Consider the following 21,175-nt stretch of genomic DNA (forward strand, 5'->3'; position numbering starts at 1 on the left):
ACGTGGTCGGCGGCGGAGCGGGACCCTGCTCTGCCACCGACCCGCATCACAGACGCACTCCCGGTTCCGCATGGAGCGACCATCCGCAATGGCTGTGCTGACGGCGGCATCGCCTTCGGCACAGCCGGGACGAGCCACAGGCCCACGGCTAGTCGATCCATGACTCTGTTCGTTCATCGGTTTCGTTCCCGTTCGCACAGTCGGAGAAACATATGTCGCGTATGCACCGCATGTCCCGGTTACTCGTCTTGCTCATGGTGCTCCTGAGCCTTGTGCCGCAGCGCACCCAGGCAGTCGATCTGAACGCCAATCGGATCGCCGACGGATTGAGAAGCTTCTCGATCCTGCTCGATACGTTCGGCGGCTTTGAAGAGTTAGGCACGGCCATTCCGCTGACCGATGTCAGTCCGGGCGGCGAAAAAGCGCTGCGCTTGAATAACCTGTTCAAGGATTCACTGCGCCAGGCGCTTGATAGGGTTTCATCGTACGAAAATCTTACAGAGCTACGCGACGCAATCGACGCAGCCGACGGCACGTACGGCGGCGTTTTTGTCACGTTCGACGCGGTTAAGGTCGAGCGTAACGCGCAGTATAGCCAACTGATCGACGTGGGCTTTACCGTCGCCGCGAAGCGCACCGTGACGCTCCCGCTGGCCTTCTCCGAGGGCGCGGTCAACCTGAGCGGCGGCGGCATCGCCGCCGATCTCACGCTGGCGACAACGCTCAACTTCCAGCTCAACACCGGCTCGACCGATCCGGCGCTGGATGGTCTGGCGTTCTATCTCCAGGGCACGCCCAGGCTCGACGTGCATGTCGACGCCAAAGGCACGGGCGGCGGCACGACGATCGGCACGCTCAACGCGCAGCTTGGCTTTACCAACGTCACCGTCACGGGCAGCGCGGCGCTGGATCTCGACATCGTTTTGCAGTTGCTCGATCCCGACGGCAACGGCAAGCTGACCGAGTACGAGTGGACCAACACGGCGCTCGCCGATCTGGCCGAGATCAAGCTGGTCGACGATCCCAGCACCAACGCGATCAATGCGCAGATCAGCCTCGACAGCACGCTGATCGACGGCAGCCCCGACGGCACGATCATACTGGTCGATGCCTCGCTGGCGGATGGCCTGAGCGCGCCCTCGCTCAACCTGAGCGCGCTCACCGATTTTACCAATATCGATCCCGCCGAGGTCTTGAGCGGCCTCGCGCAGCTTGCATCCGGCCTGCTGGCCTCGCAGGGCGTTACCGATCCCAAGCTGCCCTTCCTCAAGGAGCGACTGGGCGATGCAATGGCCTTTGCCGAGCCGCTGGTCGCGTTTATCAAGCGCCAGGGCGACGCCGCGATCATCTGCGGGAAGAACAACACCACGCCCCCGACCGGCGATGTCACCAGCGCGCGCGCGGGCGATGTCGTCTACTGCCAGGCGGTCGCGCTGCAAACCCCGACCGCCGCGACCTGGAGCATTAAATCCGGCACCGGCACGCTCGGCGTGAACACGACCGGAGCGAACGCCCTCAAGACCGTTGGCGTCAGCCCGACCGCCAACGCTCAATTTAAGCTCAAAACCGCCGGCAAGCCTCAGGTCGAGGTCAAGTTTACCGATCCGTCCGGCGCGCAGCATACCGTCGCGCCGCGCTTCATCTCGGCGCAAGACCTCTTCGAGAAGCTGACCGACCAGGCGCTGGGCGGCTTCGACGGCGGCTCCGGCAACCTGAAGTACGATCGCGCGACCAAGACGCTGACCTATCGCCTGAAAAAGTCGTTCGATCCCAAGAAGATCGAGGGCAAGCTCGACTTCGGCGATCAGCTCCGCAGCCAGACCAACCTGATCGGCCTCAGCCCCGACAGCGGCGCGAGCGTCGAGATCGATCCGTCGAACGTCGAGCTGGATGTCACCTTCGGCGTGATCCTGGTCGCCGATGTCAATAAGATCGTCGAGAACGGCGACGTCGCCGATCGCTTCTTTATCAAGGTGCGCAGCGGCGCGGGCGAGCACGAGTTTCGTGCCGATACGACGGTCAAGGCCACGGTCAAGCTCCGAGGTCAGATCGGCCCGATCGAAGTGACCGCCGAGGGCAAGCAGGACGCGACCGCCTTTGAGATCGCGCCAGCCGTGGCCGGTAAGCCGATGGTCGCGATCGACATCAAAGGCCCCGGCATCAAAGTCGGCGGCAGCGCGCCCGACGCCTACACGATCCCCGACGCGATCCGTATTCGCGAGCTGCTCGGCAACCTGGGCGCGAACATCCAGGCCGCCTGTAACGTCAAGCTGACCAGCGGCATCGCGGTCAAGGCCGGGCTGCGCGACGCGGCCAATCAGATCATCAGCGGCGGCGTCGATATTGCCTGGCCCGATGTCTTCGGCAACGATTGTCTGCCCGACCCCGACACGCTGAACGTCACGCCCAGCCTGGACTTTAACGATAAGCTCAAAGTGCTGGACATTGCGCCCTTCGCCAAAGGCACCCACAACGGCGCGAACGACTCGGCGACGCTGGTCGACGGCACCCGCGACTTCAGCAGCGTTCCCGGCCTTGTCGGCTCCACGCTCAAGAACACCACCGACGGCTCAAGCTGTAATGTCACATCGCTCGACGGCAACACGCCAAGCTGTGTGCTCACGGGCGGCGCCGAGAACGACTGGGACGCGGGCGATAAATACGAGGTCGGCGGCGATCCCCTGGCGCTGCTCTATGTGATCCTCGACAGCCTCGACCGCCTGGCGACGGTCGTCGAAACCTTTACCAGCCCGGCGGATCTCGACAAAGAGCTGCCGATTGTCGGCGTGACGCCGCGCAAGCTGATCACGCAGTTCCGCAACGTCAACTCGGTGATCAACGATATTCGGTCGGGGCCGAGCGCGGTAATCACCTGTGGCACCAACAACACCGACACGCCGACCGGCGACGTGAGCGCCGTGCCCGACGGCACGACGATCTACTGTCAGGCGACCGGCTTCAAGGCCGCCAGCGGCATCACCTGGGAGATCACGGGCGGCACCGCTGGCGAGCGGACATCGGGCGATGCGGCCAAGGACACGGTCGGCGTCGATCCCACGGCCAACGCGGTCTTTGTCGTCAACGACGGCGATCCGAGCACGCCCCTGACCAGGCTCGGCGACTACAAGATCCGGCTGAAGTTTACCGACTCGGCTGGCGAGCACAGCGCCAATTATCCGGTGATCCAGCCGTCGTCGCTCGAAAAGCTGGAAGAGCTGATCGAGTCCAAGCTGGATCTGCCGCCGCAGGCGCTGGCCTTCAGCCTGCGCGACCTGCCGCTGCCGGGCCAGACCACCGGCGACGGCATTCAGGATCTAGTGGTGTCGCTGGGCTACGGCATCTGCACCACCCAGAACACGGTTATCGCCCAGTGCGCGAGCGTCGACCGGACGGTGCCGAAGCTCGACGTACCCGTCAAATTCAACCTGGGCGACACCGATCTGATCCAGCTCAACTCCGAATCATCGCTTGCGCTGGAGTATGCCGCTCGTGCCCGGCTGGATCTGGCCGTGCCGCTGCCCGCGAAGTTCGATCCCGGCAAGCTGATGATCCTCGACTCGACCGGCGTGGAGCTGGAGGCGGGCGCAACATCCGACAACCTGAACCTGAGCGCCAGCATCGCCTCGCTCACGGTCAAGCTGGGCAATAACCTCAAGCTGACCAGCGGCAAGCACACCGGCAGCGCCAACGCCGCCGCGCTGGACGACTCCGGGGCCGACTTTACCACCGGCAAGATCCCGGTCGGGGCGCGGCTCAAGAACATCACCGACGGCTCAAGCTGTAGCGTGACCTCGGTTGCCGCGAAGTCGCTGACGTGTACGCTGGCGGGCGGTGCCGAAAACGACTGGGATACCGACGACGCCTACGAGGTCTTCAGCATTGGCACCGCCAGGATCGGCGCGCGCTTCGCGCTCCAGAATCCCGGCACCGACGGCAACGCCGACGGCAAGGAGACGATCGCCGCAACGAGCTTCCTGAGCGGCCTCAAAGTCTCCTTTGGCGGGCCGCAGCAGCCTGTGGCGTGCGGCAAGACCGATCCCGACGGCGACGGAGCGCAAGGCCCGGTCGACCTCAACGGCGATGCCTGCGCCAAGCTCTCGATCGGCCTCCAGGTCGATACCGAGGTGCGCTACCTGGGCGACATCGACTTCCGCATTGAGGACATCACCAAAGCGCCCGACGATCTCGGCACGTTGCCCGGCTGGTACGTCTCCACGCCGCAAAACCTGGAAGACGAGATCGCCAAGCAGTTGCTCGACTGGACGCTGATCCTGCGCGCGGTGCAGCAGTTGTTGCTCAACCTTGAGCAGCGGCTCGACGGTGCCAGCTCCAACACCAGCGTGCCGCTCGTCGGCAAGGCGCTCGACGCCGGGGCGAACGTGGCGCACGCGCTGCGTACCGGCGTGGTCGAGCCGCTGATCACGCTCGGCGACGAGCTTAAGCAGGTCGGCAACGCCGACGGCGACGGCGATACTACGCCCGACGCGCTCGATGTGCAGGCGTTCATCAAGCAAAAAGTCTTTGAGAAGGTCGGTCCGAGCGGCGCGAAGCTGCTGCTCGACAACACCGGCGACGGCAGCGTGACGGCGGATGATGTCAAGGTGGCGCTGCAATGCACCAAGGCGCCCAGCAACACCTGCCGCGACAACGTCGACAAGGTCACGGACATCGACGATGTGCGCATCACGGTCAAGATCGGCCAGGGCTTCGAGAAGCAGCTACCCTTCGACATCGGTCTGGCGGGCCTGCCGCTGCGCAGCGCGGGCAACCTCAAGTCCAGCGGCGGCTGGTCGCTGCTGCTCGACTTCGGCCTCAACCGCAACGTCGGGCCGTATCTGGTCGCGGGCGGCGAGGGCCACGGCAACGATCCTGAGCTGAACCTCGGCGTCGAGGTCGGCATGGGCGACGCGCCGCAGGCCTGCGCTGGCGATCAGCTTCCGAGCGATCCCAACAGCGGCCCGGCAGGTCTGCGCGGCTTCTCCCCGACGCGCTGTATCGTCGGCCAGCTCGGCTTCCTGCACGTCACGCTGCGCGACGGCGCGAACGGCGACGGACAGGCGAACACCAACGACGATCCGACGCGGCTGGCGCTGACCACGTCGCTCGACCTGCGCACGACGAAGCCCGATCAGCGCCTTAGCCTGGGCGAGCTATTCGACGACGGCACCAGCCTGAAGCTCGGCGTGCGCGCGGAGGCCAATGTCGATCTGCGCATCCGCACCGGCTTTACCGAAGGCTCGGATCTGCCGAGTGTGCTCGGCACCTTCCACCTGAAATGGGACCTCACGCTTGGCGAGTCGTCGCAGCTATCGCAGCTTCGCTTCGGCAACCTGCACCTCGACGTGGGATCGTTCGTCAGCCGCTTCCTTGAGCCGCTGGCGACCAATATCCGCAAGGTGACATCGCCGCTCCAGCCGGTGATCGACACGGTGCGCGCGCCGCTGCCGGTGCTCTCCGATCTCGCCAAGCTGGTCGGGCAGGACCCGATCTCGCTCTACTCGTTGATGAAGGCGCAGGGCTACGACACGCAGATGATCGATAGCATCATCAGCCTGATCGAGTTCATCAACAAGGATCTGCCCAATCTCAAGACCGACAACCTGCTGATCCCGCTTGGCAGCTTGGGCGGCGCGTTCGATGTCAACAAAGACCTCGCGCAGGGCGACCCGGTTGGCTCTGAGCGCGCCGACGCGCTGGTGACAAATCCCGACAGCACGACCGATATTCTGTCGAAGATCGAGCAGGGCAGCGGGACGCTTAGCGTGAGCAGCTCAGACGGCGCTTTCGGCGTCAAGGGCCTGTCGTTCCCGTTCCTGAGCGACTCCAAGCAGATCTTCGGGCTGCTGATGGGCAAGGACGTGACGATCGTCCGCTACGAGCCAGGCACGCTCCGCGCCAGCGCAGGCGTGAGCTACACCTTCGGCCCGATCATGATCGGCCCCGTGCCCGTCTCGATCACGATCAGCGGCTCGGCCACGATCGAGGGCCGCATCGCGATCGGCTACGATACGTCGGGTATCCGCCAGGTGATCCAGGGCGGCTCCGGCGACCGGCTGCTCGACGGCATCTTCATCGACGACCTCGACGCCAAGGGCGTCGACGTGCCTGAGATCAAGCTGATCGGCCTGGTTTCGGCTGCGGCGGGCGTCGACCTTGGCCTGGTCGCGGCGGGCGTCGACGGCGGCATCCAGCTTACGGTCGGGATGAACCTCAACGATAGTCCCAACCCCGACGGCAAGCTGCGCATCGACGAGGTTGTTGAGAAGATCAAGAATCCGGTCTGTCTCTTCGATATTTCGGGCAAGCTAGAGGCGTTCCTGGGCGCGTTCGTGCGCATCGGGATCGGCTTCTTCAAAAAGACCTTCCGCTTCGACATCGTGCGCGTCACGCTGATCGACTTCACGGTCGATCTGTGTAAGCCGGCCAATCCGAATCTTGCCGACAAGGTCGGCGACGATCTGGTGCTCAAGATCGGGCCGAACGCGGGCGGGCGCGGCGTGGCCGTGGACGAGAAGAACGAAGAGATCATCGTTCGTCAGCTCGACGCGGCGGGCACGCGCTTCGGCGTCTCGGCCTTCGGCGTCTATGAGGAGGTGACGATCAAGGCGGGCGGTCGAATCCTGGGCGACGGCGGCGACGGCAACGACGCCATCTCGCTGGAGCCCGGTGCCGAGGCCAACGGCGATCCGATCCCGTTCACGGCGCGCGCCGTGCTCTCCGGCGGCTCCGGCTCCGACCGCATCAAGGCGGGCGATGGCAACGATACGCTCAACGGCAACGACGACTCCGACCGCATCAACGGCGGCGGGGGTGTCGATACGATCGATGGCGGCGCGGGCGATGACGTGCTCAGCGGCGAGCTGGGCGACGACACGATCCACGGTGGCTCCGGCAACGACTCGCTGATCGGCGGGCCGGGCACGGACACGCTCAACGGCAATGAGGATGACGACTCGGTGATCGGCGGGCCCAGCACCGACGCCAACCCCGACCTCGGCGATACCGTCGCGGGCGGACCCGGCCACGATACGCTTGAGGGCAACCAGGGCGCGGACATCCTCTACGGCGACAACGCCACCACCTGCGACGCGGCTGACGCTGCGGTCGTCGGCGACGACCAGATCAGCGGCGGCTCCGAGGACGATCAGATCTTCGGCGGCGCGGGCAGCGACAAGCTGGTCGGCGACGACGGCAACGATCGGCTCTGTGGCAACGTCGGCAACGATACGCTCGACGGCGATACCGATCGGCCAAACGTGCCGCACGGCCACGACGTGCTCGACGGCGGCTCCGGCAGCGACGAGCTGCATGGACGCGGCGGCGAGGACGATCTTTTCGGCCAGGACGGCGACGACAAGCTCTTCGGCGACGCCGACAACGACGACCTGAGCGGCGGACGCGGCAGCGACGAGCTTGACGGCAGCGGCGGACGCGATTACCTCTTGGGCGATACCGGCAGCGCGAATCGCGCGACCGGCAGCGCCGACGGCTCGCCGAGCTTCTCGGAGTCGGAGGGCGACGCCGATACGCTGCGCGGCGGCGAAGGAGCCGATGTGATCTTCGGCGAGGGCGGCGGCGACCAGGCGTTTGGCGACGCGGGCAATGACCGGATCGCGGGCAACGACGGCGCGGATACGCTCCGTGGCGGCTCCGACGACGACACGATCGCGGGCAATGCCCACGACGACCTGATCTTTGGCGATAGCGGCGCGGATCGTATGACCGGCAACACCGGCAACGATACCATGCGCGGCGGCATCGGCACCGACACGGTCGAGGGCAACGAGGACGCCGACACGATCTCCGGCGATGCCGACAACGACATCCTGATCGGCGGCAGCTCCGTGGCGGGCACGCCCGACGCGGGCGATACGATCGACGGCAACGGCGGCGCTGACGTGATCGCGGGCGATAACGCCCAGGTGACGGGCAGCGCGCGCGCGGTGACGCTGCTGGACGCGACGCTCGGCGGCAGCGATCTGCTCCACGGCAACGAGGACGACGATCGGATCTACGGCGGCGCGGAGAACGACGAGGTCCACGGCGACGCCAACGACGATTATCTTGAGGGCAACGCTGCCAGCGACCTGATCCTCGGCGGCGCGGATCAGGACGACATCATCGGCGGCTCGGCTCAGGCGGGCGCGCTCGACGGCGCTGATCGGATCTACGGCGGCAACGGCGTGACCGACTTCGGCGGCGACTTCGATGTGCTGCTCGGCGATAACGGCACGATCACGCGACCGCTGAGCGGCGGGCAGCCGATCAAAGAGAGCTTCGGGCCGGGCGCGACGCAGGTCACACGTCGTGTAGTCACGCTCTTCGACGTGGCGACGACGAGCTTCACGCCCGCCGACGGCGTGAGCGGCGGCGACGAGCTGTACGGCGATGCGGCCCGCGACCTGCTCTACGGTCAGGGCGGCAATGATCTGCTGCTCGGCGGCGCGGGCGATGATGCGCTCGAAGGCAACGCGGGCGACGACACGCTCTACGGCGGGGCAGGTCAGGACGATCTGCTCGGCGGCACCAGCCGCACCACCAGCGACGATCCGGCGACGGCGGTCGATGGGCGGCTCGACGGCGAGGATCGGCTCTACGGCAGCAACAACGTCGGCGACCTGCCGGACGACTTCGACGTGCTGCTTGGCGATAACGCCGAGATCACGCGACCTCTCAGCGTCGGCCTGTGGCAGGTCAACACCTTCAACGCCGCTGTGGTCCGCAGCATTCGCTTCTTGGATGTAGCGGTCGTCGGCGGCCCGGAGGTCAGCCCGGCGGTCAGTGGCGACGATCGGCTCCTGGGCGAGGGCAGCGATGACCTGCTCTACGGCCAGGGCGGTGACGATACGCTCGGCGGCGGCTCCGGCGACGATTACCTTGAGGGCAACGCCGGTAGCGATCTGCTCCAGGGCGACGACGGCAACGACGATCTGGTCGGCGGCACCGGGCGCATCAACGACGACGGGCCGCAGGGCGTGGATGGACGCCTCGACGCCGACGATCATCTGCTTGGCGGCGCGGGCTTCGACGTGCTGGCAGGCGATAATGCCCTGCTGGTACGCACGCTGGTCGACGGCAAGTGGCAGCGCAACACGTTCAACGCTGGCATCCGGCACGAGACTCGCATCCTGCGCGACATCGACTCGCCGCACTTCGGCAGCGTGAGCGGTGGCGATACGCTCGAAGGCGGCGACGACGACGATCTGCTCTACGGCCAGGGCAGCAACGACACGCTCTCCGGCAACGCGGACGATGATCTGCTCGAAGGCAACGCGGGCGGCGATACGCTGCACGGCAATGCCGGACAGGATGACATCGTCGGCGGCACGGTGCAGGCCGATCTGACGGACGCTGCCGATACTATCACCGGCGACGACGCAGCCGACGTGATCATCGGCGATAACGGCAGCGTCACGCGGCCTCTGGCGGCTGGCCTGTGGCAGCTCGACCAGAACACGCAGGCGGTGCTCCGCGACGTGACGCTCTACGACGTGCAGCTTGCGGGCGGCACGGTCGCGGGGAATCGCAGCGGCGGCGATACGATCTCCGGCGGCGGCGAGCACGACCGCATCTTCGGCCAGGGCGACAACGATACGATCTCCGGCGGCGATAGCTTCGACTACATCGAGGGGAATCACGGCGCGGATACGATCTCCGGCGACGCGGGCGAGGATGACATCATCGGCGGCAGCTCAGCCGACGATGGCGTGATCGACGCCGACCGCGTGGGCAATCGCCTGCTCGACGGCGCGGATACGATCTTCGGCGACGACGGCACCAGCGCCACGGCGGGCGAGGACAGCGATGTGATCGCGGGCGATAACGCACGCATCGGGCGGGCCGCATCCGGCGACGGCGCGTGGCGGCTCGATCCCAACACGGGCGATGTCGTGCGCACGATCACGCTCTTCGATGTCGAGCGGCTGGGCGGTACGGTCAGCCCGCAGGCCAGCGGCAGCGACCGAATCTTCGGCGAGGACGGGCGCGATCTGATCTTCGGCCAGGGCAACAGCTCGCCCAACGCCGACGGCGATAGCCGCCTGGACGAAGACCCGGCGGACGGCGTGGACAACGACCGCGACGGACGCGAGAGCGCGACATCGACCGGCTACGACTGTCTGGATGGCAGCGACAACGACGGCGACGGTCAGGCCGACGCAGCCGATACGAGCTGCGCGGCGGCGACCGACGAGGACGGCGGCGGCGATGAGCTGCACGGCGGTGCCGGTCCCGACTCCATCGAGGGCAACCACGGCTCCGACTGGATCTTCGGCGATGACGACGAGGACGATCTGCTCGGCGGCAACTCCGCAGGCGACGGCGTGATCGGCGGCACGGTCGCTCCGACCAATCTGCTCGACGGGCACGACGTGATGCAGGGCGGCGACGACGACGATGTGCTGCTGGCTGACAACGCCACGATCGAGCGCGAAACCAACGGCCAGGGCATCTGGCAAAAGCTGGTCGGCGGCCTCGGAGCTTACGATCTGGTGAAGCGCATCACGACGATGGAGCAGACGCCGGAGCAGACCGGCGCGTACGGTGATGATCATCTGCGCGGCAACGCCGGGCACGACGATCTCTACGGCCAGCTAGGCGGCGACCTGCTTGAGGGCAATGCCGGCGAGGACGCGATCGTCGGCGATCTGGGACGGATCACCAACCGGATCGAGGACGGAACACGCGAGCGCGAGATCGCGCCGCAGCAGCCGTTCATCAGCGATACGATCTTTGTGGAGGGCACGCTTACACGACAGGTCGATCTCTTCTCGTTTGTCACCGGCGACGGCGCTGAGGGCGATGATACGCTGCTCGGCGGCGACGGCGACGATAGTCTCCACGGCGGCGCGGGCTACGATCTGCTCAACGGCGACGGCGATGCGGACGTGACCGGCAGCACCGACCAGGACCGCGTCTTCGGCGGCGACGGCAACGACGCGCTGTGGGGCGGTCGCGACCACGATCATCTCTGGGGCGGCTACGGCGACGACTATCTGGACGTGAAGCCGCGTCCCGACACGGACTCGCCGGAGTGGTTTACCTACGGCGGCCCTGAGAGCTACGACGGCATCGACTATGCCTATGGCGGCTGGGGCCAGGATGCGCTGCAAGCCAATGTCGGCGATACCGGCCCGGTGCCGGGCGACCGGCTGATGGACTGGGTGGGCGCGTACAACGTGTACTACGTCTGCCCCGGCGCGTACGGCGAGTGGATGATCACGCGCAGCCTCAGCCCCGGCATGATCCGCTTCTTGCAGGAATTGGCCGAGGGCGACGGCGCGGACAACACGGCCAATCGCACATCGTCGGGCTTCCGCGAGCTAGCGATGGTCTTCTCCAACGAAACCAAAGACAACGCCAATCCGGTCCACCCGGATAACCCTGGGCACTTCACGTGTAACTAGGGCGTCCGGCACAGCCCAACGACGATCGACGGCAATGGTCCGCTGTGGCAGCACGGCGGGCCATTTGTTTTTGACCGCGATTCGCTCAGCCAGCTCTAACAGATTCTTTTACAAAAAATTGACTATCTCAAAGCATTATGTTAGGATGATTTTCATCCGGTTGGCATCCTTGTCGTGCAGAATCACGGCGCAGGCTGGGGAAACGGCGTATGCGATTCTGCATCAGAGAGGGAATTTTGGGGGACGCCCCAAATCCTGCTCTGACGTCGCACTAGCTGGTATCGGTCTATGAATACCTTCACACGTCAAACAAGTATTACGATAGAGCAATGCCTCGATTGTTATACTGCCAGGTGTGCTTGCCCGGGAAAGATCACCTGTGATTGGGAGTGCTGATCCTCAAGGATGCTACGACACGGTTCGCGTTTCGCGGAGAGAAAGGCAGTACCATGAAGCACAAAGCTTTGGCAGCTCTGGGACTCATGCTCGCTCTGGCTCCTATCAGCACGTTCGCTAACGGACAGGTGGACGCATCTAACAACGGGCAAGACCCTGATGGCAGGGGTGCGGTTCCGGTGACGATCAACAATGAGGTGATTCAACGATCGCGCGCGCGCGGCCCGATCAGCGGGGAGCAGGTGGGTAGCTGTGGCGGCACCGCGAGCTGGTGGTTCGACGTGGGCTGGGGCGACGGCAACAGCACGATGGTCGATGCCTGGACCAACTGGTCATTCTGCAAGATCTCAGGCTCGGATACCAACTTCTTCGTCGACACCTCCGGCACGGCCTACTCGACACAGGATTGGCCCTGGCGCATGACGCGCTTCGAGCCATGGCTTCGCTCCAACACCAGCGCGGCCCGCCTGCGCGACCGCAGCCCGGCAGGGCGGGTGGACGTATACGACGAGAGCATATCGTTCAACTTTGGCCTGTCGTACAACGGCGGCTCGGCGGGCGTCTCGTTCAAGCCCAAGAAGAACCACTATAACCCATACATCACCAGCTACGGCACGCTCTACAGCCTTGAGTGGCGGGGCGATACCGGGCGCAATGTCTCGGTAGCTAACGGTCACGTCACGCGCTGGAGCGGCGGTCATCCCAATGGCATGCAGATGGCAAACTGCGGCGGTGGCTACAGCCAGTGGGACGGCGCGGGCTACCAGTGGGGTAACTGCTCGCAGCGCTAACCGCGCGTGAGCTATTTCAGCAACCTGGCACGTGGTAATAACACCACGTGCCAGGTCGCGTACCTATGCCCTGCGAGGCCGGGGGCGGGTGCCAGGCCGAATGCCTCGGCGCGGATTATTTCCCAAAGATTCCAGTTTTGATGCAGTATCGCACGCGCGTTGCCAGAACAGGCTCGTCGATTCTGCACGAGGTACAAACACCATGCGCACGCAACCGCGAGAGCGACACAGCTCATACGGGCTGATCGGATCGATGAGTCTGGCTATCCTATCGATCCTGATCCTGGCCGCGTGCAACGATCGCTTCGCGCCGAGCGGCCAGCCGACACAGCCTCGACAGAGCAGCCAGCATGCGGAGTTTTTACCGAACAAGGTCCAGAGCGCTTCGCTGCCGCAGGCGTGTCTCCAGGCCGCGACCACAGCTCAGCCCTTGCCGCCCGACACACCAACGCTGCGCATCGGTCTGTCGGCGGCGATCCCGAACACGTTGCTCGCCAGCGCGCCGTGGCCTTCAACTCGATTTATCGCGGGTGCGGTGCATCGCGGGCTGGTCGCCGAAGATCAGCAGGGCAACCTGATCCCGATGCTGGCCGAGGGTGTGCCGACGCTGGAAAACGGCGGCGCGCACTTCGTTCGGCACAGTCAGTCTGGCAAACAGCAGCTCGTCGTCATGTTCCGTCTGCGCGATCATCTGCGCTGGTCCGACGGACAGCCGCTCACATCCGCCGATGTCAAATTTACCTACGAGCTGCTTCAGCACGACGATGCCACCTACCGTGGGCTGGTTGAATCGATCGAGCGGATCGACACGCCCGACGCGCGGACAGTAGTGATCACCTATCTGCCTGAGCTTCAGCCGCTACGCTATAATCAACCCTTTGCCGGCATGTTGTATCCGGCCCATGCGCTCAAGGGCTTGACGCCGGGCGAGATCGAGGCCGGGCTTTGTGCCCTGCGCCCGGTCAGCGCCGGGCCATACGCCGTGCGCGAGTGGCGCTATGTCGGCGATGAGCGAAACCCGCCGATGCCCGGTGTGATCCGTATGTCGGCAGCAGAATCCGGCCCGATGCTCCAACAAATTACGCTTGAGGCGAATCCCAACTTTGCCGGTACGCAGCCCAGGATCGGGCGAGTCGTGATTGAGGTCATCCCCGACCGGCAGCTATTGCTTGAGCGCCTGCGCCAGGGGCATCTCGACATGCTCGCCGATCGGGCGATCGAAACCGTCGACGCAGAGGTTCAGCAGGCGATCGACCGGGGATTTACGCTCGATCACGCCTTCGAGCAGCGCTGGGAGCGGCTGGACTTCAACATGCTCGCAGGACCGGCAACTAATGCGCTGGTGCGTCAGGCCATCGCGCACGCGATCGACCGTCAGGCGATCGTCGAAGCGGTCTTTGGCGAGCGCGGGCGAGTCATGCAGAGCTGGATTCCCCAGGATAGCTGGGCGTATCTGCCGGTTCTGGATCGCTATCGCTATGATCCGGCGCGTGCCCGCGCGCTCCTCATCCAGGCAGGCTACGCGCCCGATGCCGAGGGCTTTGCTGCCCGCGACGGAAAGCGCCTGCGCCTGGTGATGTACTATGCTCAGGATGGCGAGCTGCGCCAGCGCGTCGCAACGATGATTCAAACGTACCTGACGGACAGCGGCATCGAGATCGACCTGCGACCGGCTCCGAGAGGCGCGATTTTAGGCGCGCTCGGTATCCTGGAGCAGCACCGCTTTGATCTGGTGATGTTCGGCTGGCAGGGTAGCAGCGATCCCGATGGTTTTTCGCTGTGGCATTCCAGCCGCATTCCTCAGAATGATAACAACTGGCTTGGTCATAACTATGCGGGCTGGCACAGCGCCGAGAACGATAGCCTGCTGGATCGCCTGGCCGCGCCGACCTCGCGCCAGGAGCAAACAGCGCTCTACCAGCAGCAGCAGCAGCGCTTCGCGGCGGATCTGCCGTCGCTGTCCTTATTCGAGTATCCCAGGCTCGCGCTGCGCCAGCCCGCGCTCCACGGCGTTAAGCTTCCGCTCGGATCGATACCGATCACCTGGAATATTGAAGCCTGGGAGCGCAGGTAAGCGCATCCGGCAGAACGCCGCCGAGCCTGGCGCAAAGATTCGGGCCGAACACGGCTGCGCGCGGGTGGTCGGGTTTATCGATGGCTACGTAGCCTGATGCCATCGGGTCAATCGAGCGGCGCTGCTACAACTTAAGTCTAACGTCGACAATCAGCCTTAATCCTCAGCGCTTTATCATCGTTGTATCAAGAAATTCTTAGACATGTTGCATTATTCTTGTTGTAACAGACAGGAGAGATGTATGCACCCCCAATTCTGGTTCGACTCATGGGAGCGTGAGGGCAGCGCAACCAGCTTTCATCGCCACGATATTCATCCATTTGTTCTCGACTACGCCACTCCTGAATCACTACGCGGCAAACGAGTCCTGGTGCCACTCTGCGGCAAAACCAATGACCTGCTTTGGTTTGCTCGTCACGCCGATCATGTCATCGGCGTTGAATTAGTCGAGAAAGCGATCGTTCAATTCTTTCACCAGAATGGGCTATCCTACCAGCAAAACGGCTATCGCTACGAGAGCGAGCGCATTACGCTGCTGCACCGCGATATGTTCGATGTGACCTGCGAGGATGTCGGGCGCATCGATCTGGTGTACGATCGCGCGGCGCTGGTGGCGCTGCCGCACGATATGCGCCTGCGCTACATCGCCAAGCTGGACGAGCTGATCCCTGTCGGCGCGCAACAACTGGTCGTCACGCTGGAGTACGCGCCGCTGCTGCCGGAGCCGCCCTTCAGCATCACGCCCGAAGAAACGTTTAGCTACTATGGGCCGGGCTACACGGTCGAGCATATCGAGCAGCCGGAGCGGCCTGAGCACCGGATGATCCCCAAGTTTGGGCTGAGCTTCCTCAGAGAGCACGGCTTCATGGCGACAAAGATCGGCCCGCATATCACCGCCTGAGCCAGCGCGGCACCAGATCCGCTAGCGCCTTCTACACACCACCATCATCCGACCACGACCGTTTCGTGAGCACGACTCACGAGCCGGTCGTGGTTTGCGTTGGGCCGCGATCTTCATATGTGACGCAGCGACACGATCGATTTGACGGCAACGCTACAATCGTCGCTGATTACCAGACGGACTCCGCGAGGCTTGCGGCACACATCGGCCTTCATGGTACAATCGCGCGTGCTTGGGGCAGCGCATCCAGATCCACGCGGCCCAGATTGGAATCGCGTCGGCGGCCACGCTGCCGTAGCCGCTGGCGCGTCATACGAGCAGTTCGCTGCGGCAGGCAGGTGACTCCCCAAAAGCCACGTGCTTGCAGCTCATCGATTCAACAGATCATGCCGGATCGTCTGAGCGGCGAGCGGTATGGATCGTGTTGTTCGACACGGGACAGTACATGACCGAAACGAATCACATGCACGGCCTTCAGCCCTGGCGCTGTATCGGGCCATTCCGCGGCGGTCGGGTCGTTGCCGTGTGCGGAGACTACCACAATCCAAACGTCTTCTACTTTGGAGCGTGTGCCGGTGGCGTCTGGAAGACGACCGACGCCGGAACCTACTGGCAGAACGTGTCGGACGGCTTCTTCACCACGGCGTCGATCGGCGCGCTGGCTGTAGCGCCCTCCGACTCGCAGGTGATCTACGCCGGGACGGGCGAGACGACGATCCGGATCGATGTGTCGCACGGCGACGGCGTGTATAAATCGACCGACGGCGGCAAGACCTGGGCGCAGGTGGGACTGACCGACACGCGCCATATCGGCAAGATCCGGGTTCATCCCCACAACCCCGACATCGTCTTTGTCGCGGCGCTGGGCCATGCCTTCGGGCAGAACGCCGAGCGCGGCGTGTACAAGTCGGAGGACGGCGGCAAAAGCTGGCGGCAGGTGCTCTTCAAGAGCGAGAAAGCGGGAGCGGTCGATCTGAGCATCGACGAGACGAACCCGCGCATCGTGTACGCCGCCGTCTGGGAAGCCTACCGTAGCTTCTGGCAGATTTCGAGCGGCGGCCCCGACAGCGGCCTGTGGCGATCGAGCGATGGCGGCGAGACGTGGACCGATCTGACCGACCGGCAGGGATTGCCCAAGGGGCTGAAAGGCAAGATCGGCGTCGCGGCCTCGCCCGCGCAGCCGGGGCGCGTCTGGGCGCTCGTCGAGCACACCAAGGAGGGCGGCCTCTACCGCTCGGATGACGGCGGCGATACCTGGGAGCGCGTCTGCGACAACCAAAACCTGATCTCGCGCGCCTGGTACTACATGCACCTCACCGCCGATCCGCAGGACCCCGACACCGTGTATGTCAACAACCTGAGCCTGTGGAAGTCGAGCGACGGTGGACGAACGTTTGTCGAGATTGCCACGCCGCACGGCGACAACCACGACCTGTGGATCGATCCGCGCAACCCGCAGCGGATGATCCAGGCCAACGACGGCGGCGCGTGCGTCTCGCTCAACGGCGGCGCGACGTGGTCGACGATCTACAATCAGCCGACCGCGCAGTTCTACCACATCGCCGCCGATAGCCGCAGCCCGTACATCGTCTACGGCACGCAGCAGGACAACAGCAGCATCGCGGTGCCCAGCCGCAGCCCGCACATGGCGATCTCCTGGGGCGATTGCTTTCAGGCCGGGACCGGCGAGAGCGGCTATATTGCGGTGCGGCCCGACGACCCGAACATTGTGTATGTCGGCGCGATCGGCAGCTCGCCCGGCGGCGGCAACTGCCTGCAACGCTACGATCATCGCACGCGGCAGATTCGGATGATCACGACGTGGCCGGAGGTGATGTCGGGTCGCGGCGCGATCGAGGACAAATACCGCTTTGCCTGGACCTATCCGATCGTGATCTCGCCGCACGATCCCAACGTGCTCTACGTCGGCGGCAACATTGTCTTCAAGACGACCAACGAGGGCCAGAGCTGGCAGCCGATCAGCCCCGACCTGACGCGCGCCGACCCGGAGACGCTTCAGCCGACCGGCGGGCCGATCAACCGCGACTCGATCGGCGCGGAGACGTACGCGACGGTCTTTGCGCTGGCCGAATCGCCGCACGAGCCGGGCGTGCTCTGGGCCGGATCAGACGATGGGCTGCTGCATATCTCGCGCGACGGCGGCCAGCGCTGGGAGCGGATCACGCCGCCGGAGATGCCGGAGCGGGCGCTGATCAGTTGCATCGAGCCATCGCCCTACGACAAGGCCACGGCCTATATTGCCGCGACGCGCTATAAGCTGGACGATTATCGCCCGTATCTCTACAAGACCAGCGACTACGGCCAGACGTGGCAGGCGATCGTCGGCGGGCTGCCGGAGAACGATTTCACCCGCGTGATTCGCGCCGACCCGGTGCGGCCTGGGCTGCTCTACGCCGGCACCGAGACGGGCCTGTACATCTCGTTCGACGACGGCGGCACATGGCAGCGCTTCCAGCTCAATCTGCCGGTCGCGCCGCTCCACGATCTGCTGGTGCGCGAGACGGACCTGATCGCCGGGACGCATGGCCGGTCGCTCTGGATTCTGGACGATCTGACGCCGCTGCGGACGATGCCCGACGCGATCGAGGAGGCCGAGGCGCATCTCTTCAAGCCGCGCGCGACCATGCGGCCCGTGCAGCGCATCGACTGGACCAGCGGCCTGACCGGCAAGAACTATCTGAGCAGCAGCGGCGGCGCGTTCGTCCAGAGCAAAACGCAGGAGAACGCGCTCGTTCGGACCTTCCTCGACGCCGGGCAGAATCCGCCCGATGGCGTGATCGTGACCTACTATCTCAAGGAGCAGCCGACCGCTCCGATCAGCCTGACGTTCCGCGACAGCGCGGGCCAGACGATCCGCACGTTCAGCAGCCGCGATCCGCAGGAGGCGGACAAGGAGAAGCCGGAGCAGAAGGACAAGGCCAAGGACGATGAGCTGAAGATCAGCGCCAACGCCGGGTGGAACCGCTTCGTCTGGGATGCGCGCCACGCGCCCGCCGCCAAGATCGAGGGCAGCGATCCCGCAGCCGAGCTGACGATCGCGGGGCCGCAGGTGGTGCCGGGCACGTATCAGGTGGCGCTGGCGGTCGACGATCAGTCGCTCACGGAGTCGTTCGAGATCATCTGCGACCCAGGAGCGCCCGCCTCGCAGGAGGATCTTCAGGCGCAGTACGATCTGCTGATGCAGATCCATGAGCAGACGAACGTGACGGTCAACGCGATCAACCGAATGCGCGACCTGCGCCAGCAGTTCGACGGCTGGGCGAAGCGTGTGGAGGGCTTGCCCGGCGGCGACTCGATCGGCCCGGCGGCGACGAAGCTGAAGGAGCGCGTGCTGGAGATCGAGAAGGAGCTGCTGGTGCCCGATCTGCGTCCCGGCTGGCCCGACAATCTTAATGCGGGCGTGCGGCTGCTGGAGCAGATCGCGGCGCTGCCGTCGGTCGTCGAGGTGGGCAACTATCGCCCGACCGATCAGGCGTACGAGGCGTTGAAGCATCTGTCGGGGAAGATCAACGCGCAGCTCGATCAGCTTAATCGGCTGATCGAGACGGATCTGCCGGCCTTCAACGCGCAGGTTGCGCAGGCCAGCCTAGGCGCTGTGGTGCCGCGCGCCGTGCGCCAGCCGACGGTATCGGAGGAGGAAGACGCGCGCCAGGCGGTGACGCCCGCCGCTTCGGGCATGGAAGGCGCGGAGGGCGGCCCGCCCACGCAGCCGGATTCGAGCAGTGACGCAGCAGCCGGGTAGCAGACCCGCCAACTGAGAGGACTATCGTATGCATGAGCTTATTCCAATCGTCATCGGGATCGTGATCGGCCTGGGCGTGTACCAGATCCGGAGCACGCGGATCAGAACTGCGGCGCTGGTGGTGCTGTGTCTGCTCGGCGGCGCGCTGGCGAGCTTTATCAACGGCGAGCTGGCGCTGAGCCTGGCGTTTGTCTCGTTCGACGCGCTGCTGGTGTGGGCGGGCGCGCTCGCGTCCACGCTGCTGCTCGCGCTCTGGCGTCGGCGCTCGGCGCTGCGTTAGGTCCTCATCACGCCGGGCGCCCTGTGGGCCTGGCACCCGCCCCCTCTCCAGGCCCACAGGGCGCCCCCCTTGGCATAGGAGAGGGGGCATAGTACGTGGAACAACTAAACCCCTCTCCTACCGCAGTGGGAGAGGGGTGGCGCGCACGCGCCGGGGTGCGGGCCTGCCCTCAACCACGTGTGCCTGGCATGACACCTCAATTCTGGCTTAGCGCGACTTGATAACGGCGCGGGTGATGATAGCATGGCATGCACGTACGTGCAGCCTTCGCCGACTCACCGCGTGAGCCATGCTCGCCGCATACGCGGCACATCGCCCCGCTCTCGCTGAAGCGCTTGCTGCTCCACGGACCTCTAGCATTTAGCAGCTTCACGGTGTATGCTAGAGGCACATTCCATCATCCTTGGGGAGGAGGGTCATTCATGGCGGTGACGACCGAACCGAGAAAAATCCAAAAGAATCATCCGGTATGGGCGGTATATGACCTTCTGCGGACGACGCGGCTCAACGTCCGGTACTATACAGCAAAAACGGAAAGAACCAAACAAAAGGATCGCTGGATCGAGATTATTCTAGCCATTGTTGTCCCCTCTTCCGCGCTCGCGGGCCTTCCACTCTGGCAAAGCCAATATGGTATCTATGTGTGGAGCACGCTGACCGTGATTGCCTCTCTGTTAGCTATTGTGAAGCCCTTCTTGAAACTGACGGAATCCGTACAGGCATATGAAGCCGTGGTTTCTCGGCTGCGTGCTATTGAAGGCGATCTGGTTGAACTCCAAAATGAGATCTTTCAACAGCGCCGGTACGATCAGCGGATGCAAGAGCGGCTAAGCCTGATCGTCCGCAGCATGGGGCGCGTGCAAGAGATCGAGCCCATTGAGCCGATTGACGAGGAGCTTAGACGTACGATCTTTGATCAGATCAGGAGAGAGTCGCCGAACGAGAGTTTTTACGTCCCGGAGGTGTAGCAATGATGCTTTTTGTAACCCCGCGCGCCGACGTACTGCTCTGTACGCTCGCAGGCAGAATCCGACGACCGCCAAAGCCTGAAGAGCCTCATCCGCCGGACCCGATTATTGAGCCGCCGGAACCGTGGGGCGAGTGATATTCACGAGGCTAAAGGAGCGCGACGATGGCAACGTGTGAAGTATGCGGCAACGATTATTACCTCTCCTTCGAGGTAATCACGGCGGGCGAGCGGCACGTTTTCGACAGCTTCGAGTGCGCGATCCACAAGCTGGCACCGGTCTGCAACCACTGCGGCTGCAAGATCGTCGGCCACGGCATCGAGGCCAACGGCACCTTCTACTGCTGCGCGCACTGCGCCCACCAGGAAGGCGCGACCAAGATTGTCGATCGCGCCTGAGGCCGGACGAGACATGGGGCGGCGCACGAGCGCAGCGCAGGCCAGGATGTGAGGGACGGACGAATAAACAACAAAGAACCACAGAAACAAGGGGCCAGCGCCGCGAGTCAGGGGCAGGCCCTCACCCCTGGCCCAGCGGGCACCCGCCCGCTCCCATCGTCTTCGGCATAGGAGAGAGGGCGGGTGCCATGCCCACAGG

At 64.6% G+C, this 21,175-nt stretch carries 8 protein-coding genes; all 8 read left to right on the forward strand.

Annotated elements, in window-relative coordinates; genetic code table 11:
- Positions 1-212: 212 nt before the first annotated feature.
- Positions 213-11,405, forward strand: a complete 11,193-nt coding sequence (locus VFZ66_13245) for a calcium-binding protein (protein HEX6290153.1) — start codon at positions 213-215, stop codon at positions 11,403-11,405.
- Between the two features lie 575 nt (positions 11,406-11,980).
- Positions 11,981-12,592: a hypothetical protein gene (locus VFZ66_13250; GenBank protein HEX6290154.1), complete on the forward strand. Its 612-nt coding sequence runs from the start codon at positions 11,981-11,983 to the stop codon at positions 12,590-12,592.
- Between the two features lie 253 nt (positions 12,593-12,845).
- On the forward strand, positions 12,846-14,666 hold the full coding sequence (locus VFZ66_13255) for a peptide ABC transporter substrate-binding protein (protein HEX6290155.1): 1,821 nt from the start codon (positions 12,846-12,848) through the stop codon (positions 14,664-14,666).
- Between the two features lie 241 nt (positions 14,667-14,907).
- Entirely contained in the window at positions 14,908-15,567 is a 660-nt protein-coding gene (locus VFZ66_13260) for a thiopurine S-methyltransferase (protein HEX6290156.1), read from the forward strand.
- A 445-nt stretch (positions 15,568-16,012) separates the two neighbouring features.
- A complete protein-coding gene (locus VFZ66_13265) occupies positions 16,013-19,330 on the forward strand; it encodes a hypothetical protein (GenBank protein HEX6290157.1) in 3,318 nt (1,105 codons plus the stop codon).
- Between the two features lie 28 nt (positions 19,331-19,358).
- Entirely contained in the window at positions 19,359-19,610 is a 252-nt protein-coding gene (locus VFZ66_13270) for a hypothetical protein (GenBank protein ID HEX6290158.1), read from the forward strand.
- A gap of 422 nt (positions 19,611-20,032) precedes the next feature.
- Positions 20,033-20,578, forward strand: a complete 546-nt coding sequence (locus VFZ66_13275) for a hypothetical protein (protein ID HEX6290159.1) — start codon at positions 20,033-20,035, stop codon at positions 20,576-20,578.
- Between the two features lie 164 nt (positions 20,579-20,742).
- A complete protein-coding gene (locus VFZ66_13280) occupies positions 20,743-20,976 on the forward strand; it encodes a hypothetical protein (protein ID HEX6290160.1) in 234 nt (77 codons plus the stop codon).
- Positions 20,977-21,175 lie beyond the last annotated feature (199 nt).

Source organism: Herpetosiphonaceae bacterium (assembly GCA_036374795.1).
Lineage (GTDB): Bacteria > Chloroflexota > Chloroflexia > Chloroflexales > Kallotenuaceae > LB3-1.

Excerpts from the sequence above, each read along its gene's own strand:
- VFZ66_13255 (HEX6290155.1), top strand. The coding sequence starts at position 12,846 with ATGAGTCTGGCTATCCTATCGATCCTGATCCTGGCCGCGTGCAACGAT.
- VFZ66_13245 (HEX6290153.1), top strand. The coding sequence starts at position 213 with ATGTCGCGTATGCACCGCATGTCCCGGTTACTCGTCTTGCTCATGGTG.
- VFZ66_13260 (HEX6290156.1), top strand. The coding sequence starts at position 14,908 with ATGCACCCCCAATTCTGGTTCGACTCATGGGAGCGTGAGGGCAGCGCA.
- VFZ66_13275 (HEX6290159.1), top strand. The coding sequence starts at position 20,033 with ATGGCGGTGACGACCGAACCGAGAAAAATCCAAAAGAATCATCCGGTA.
- VFZ66_13280 (HEX6290160.1), top strand. The coding sequence starts at position 20,743 with ATGGCAACGTGTGAAGTATGCGGCAACGATTATTACCTCTCCTTCGAG.
- VFZ66_13265 (HEX6290157.1), top strand. The coding sequence starts at position 16,013 with ATGACCGAAACGAATCACATGCACGGCCTTCAGCCCTGGCGCTGTATC.
- VFZ66_13270 (HEX6290158.1), top strand. The coding sequence starts at position 19,359 with ATGCATGAGCTTATTCCAATCGTCATCGGGATCGTGATCGGCCTGGGC.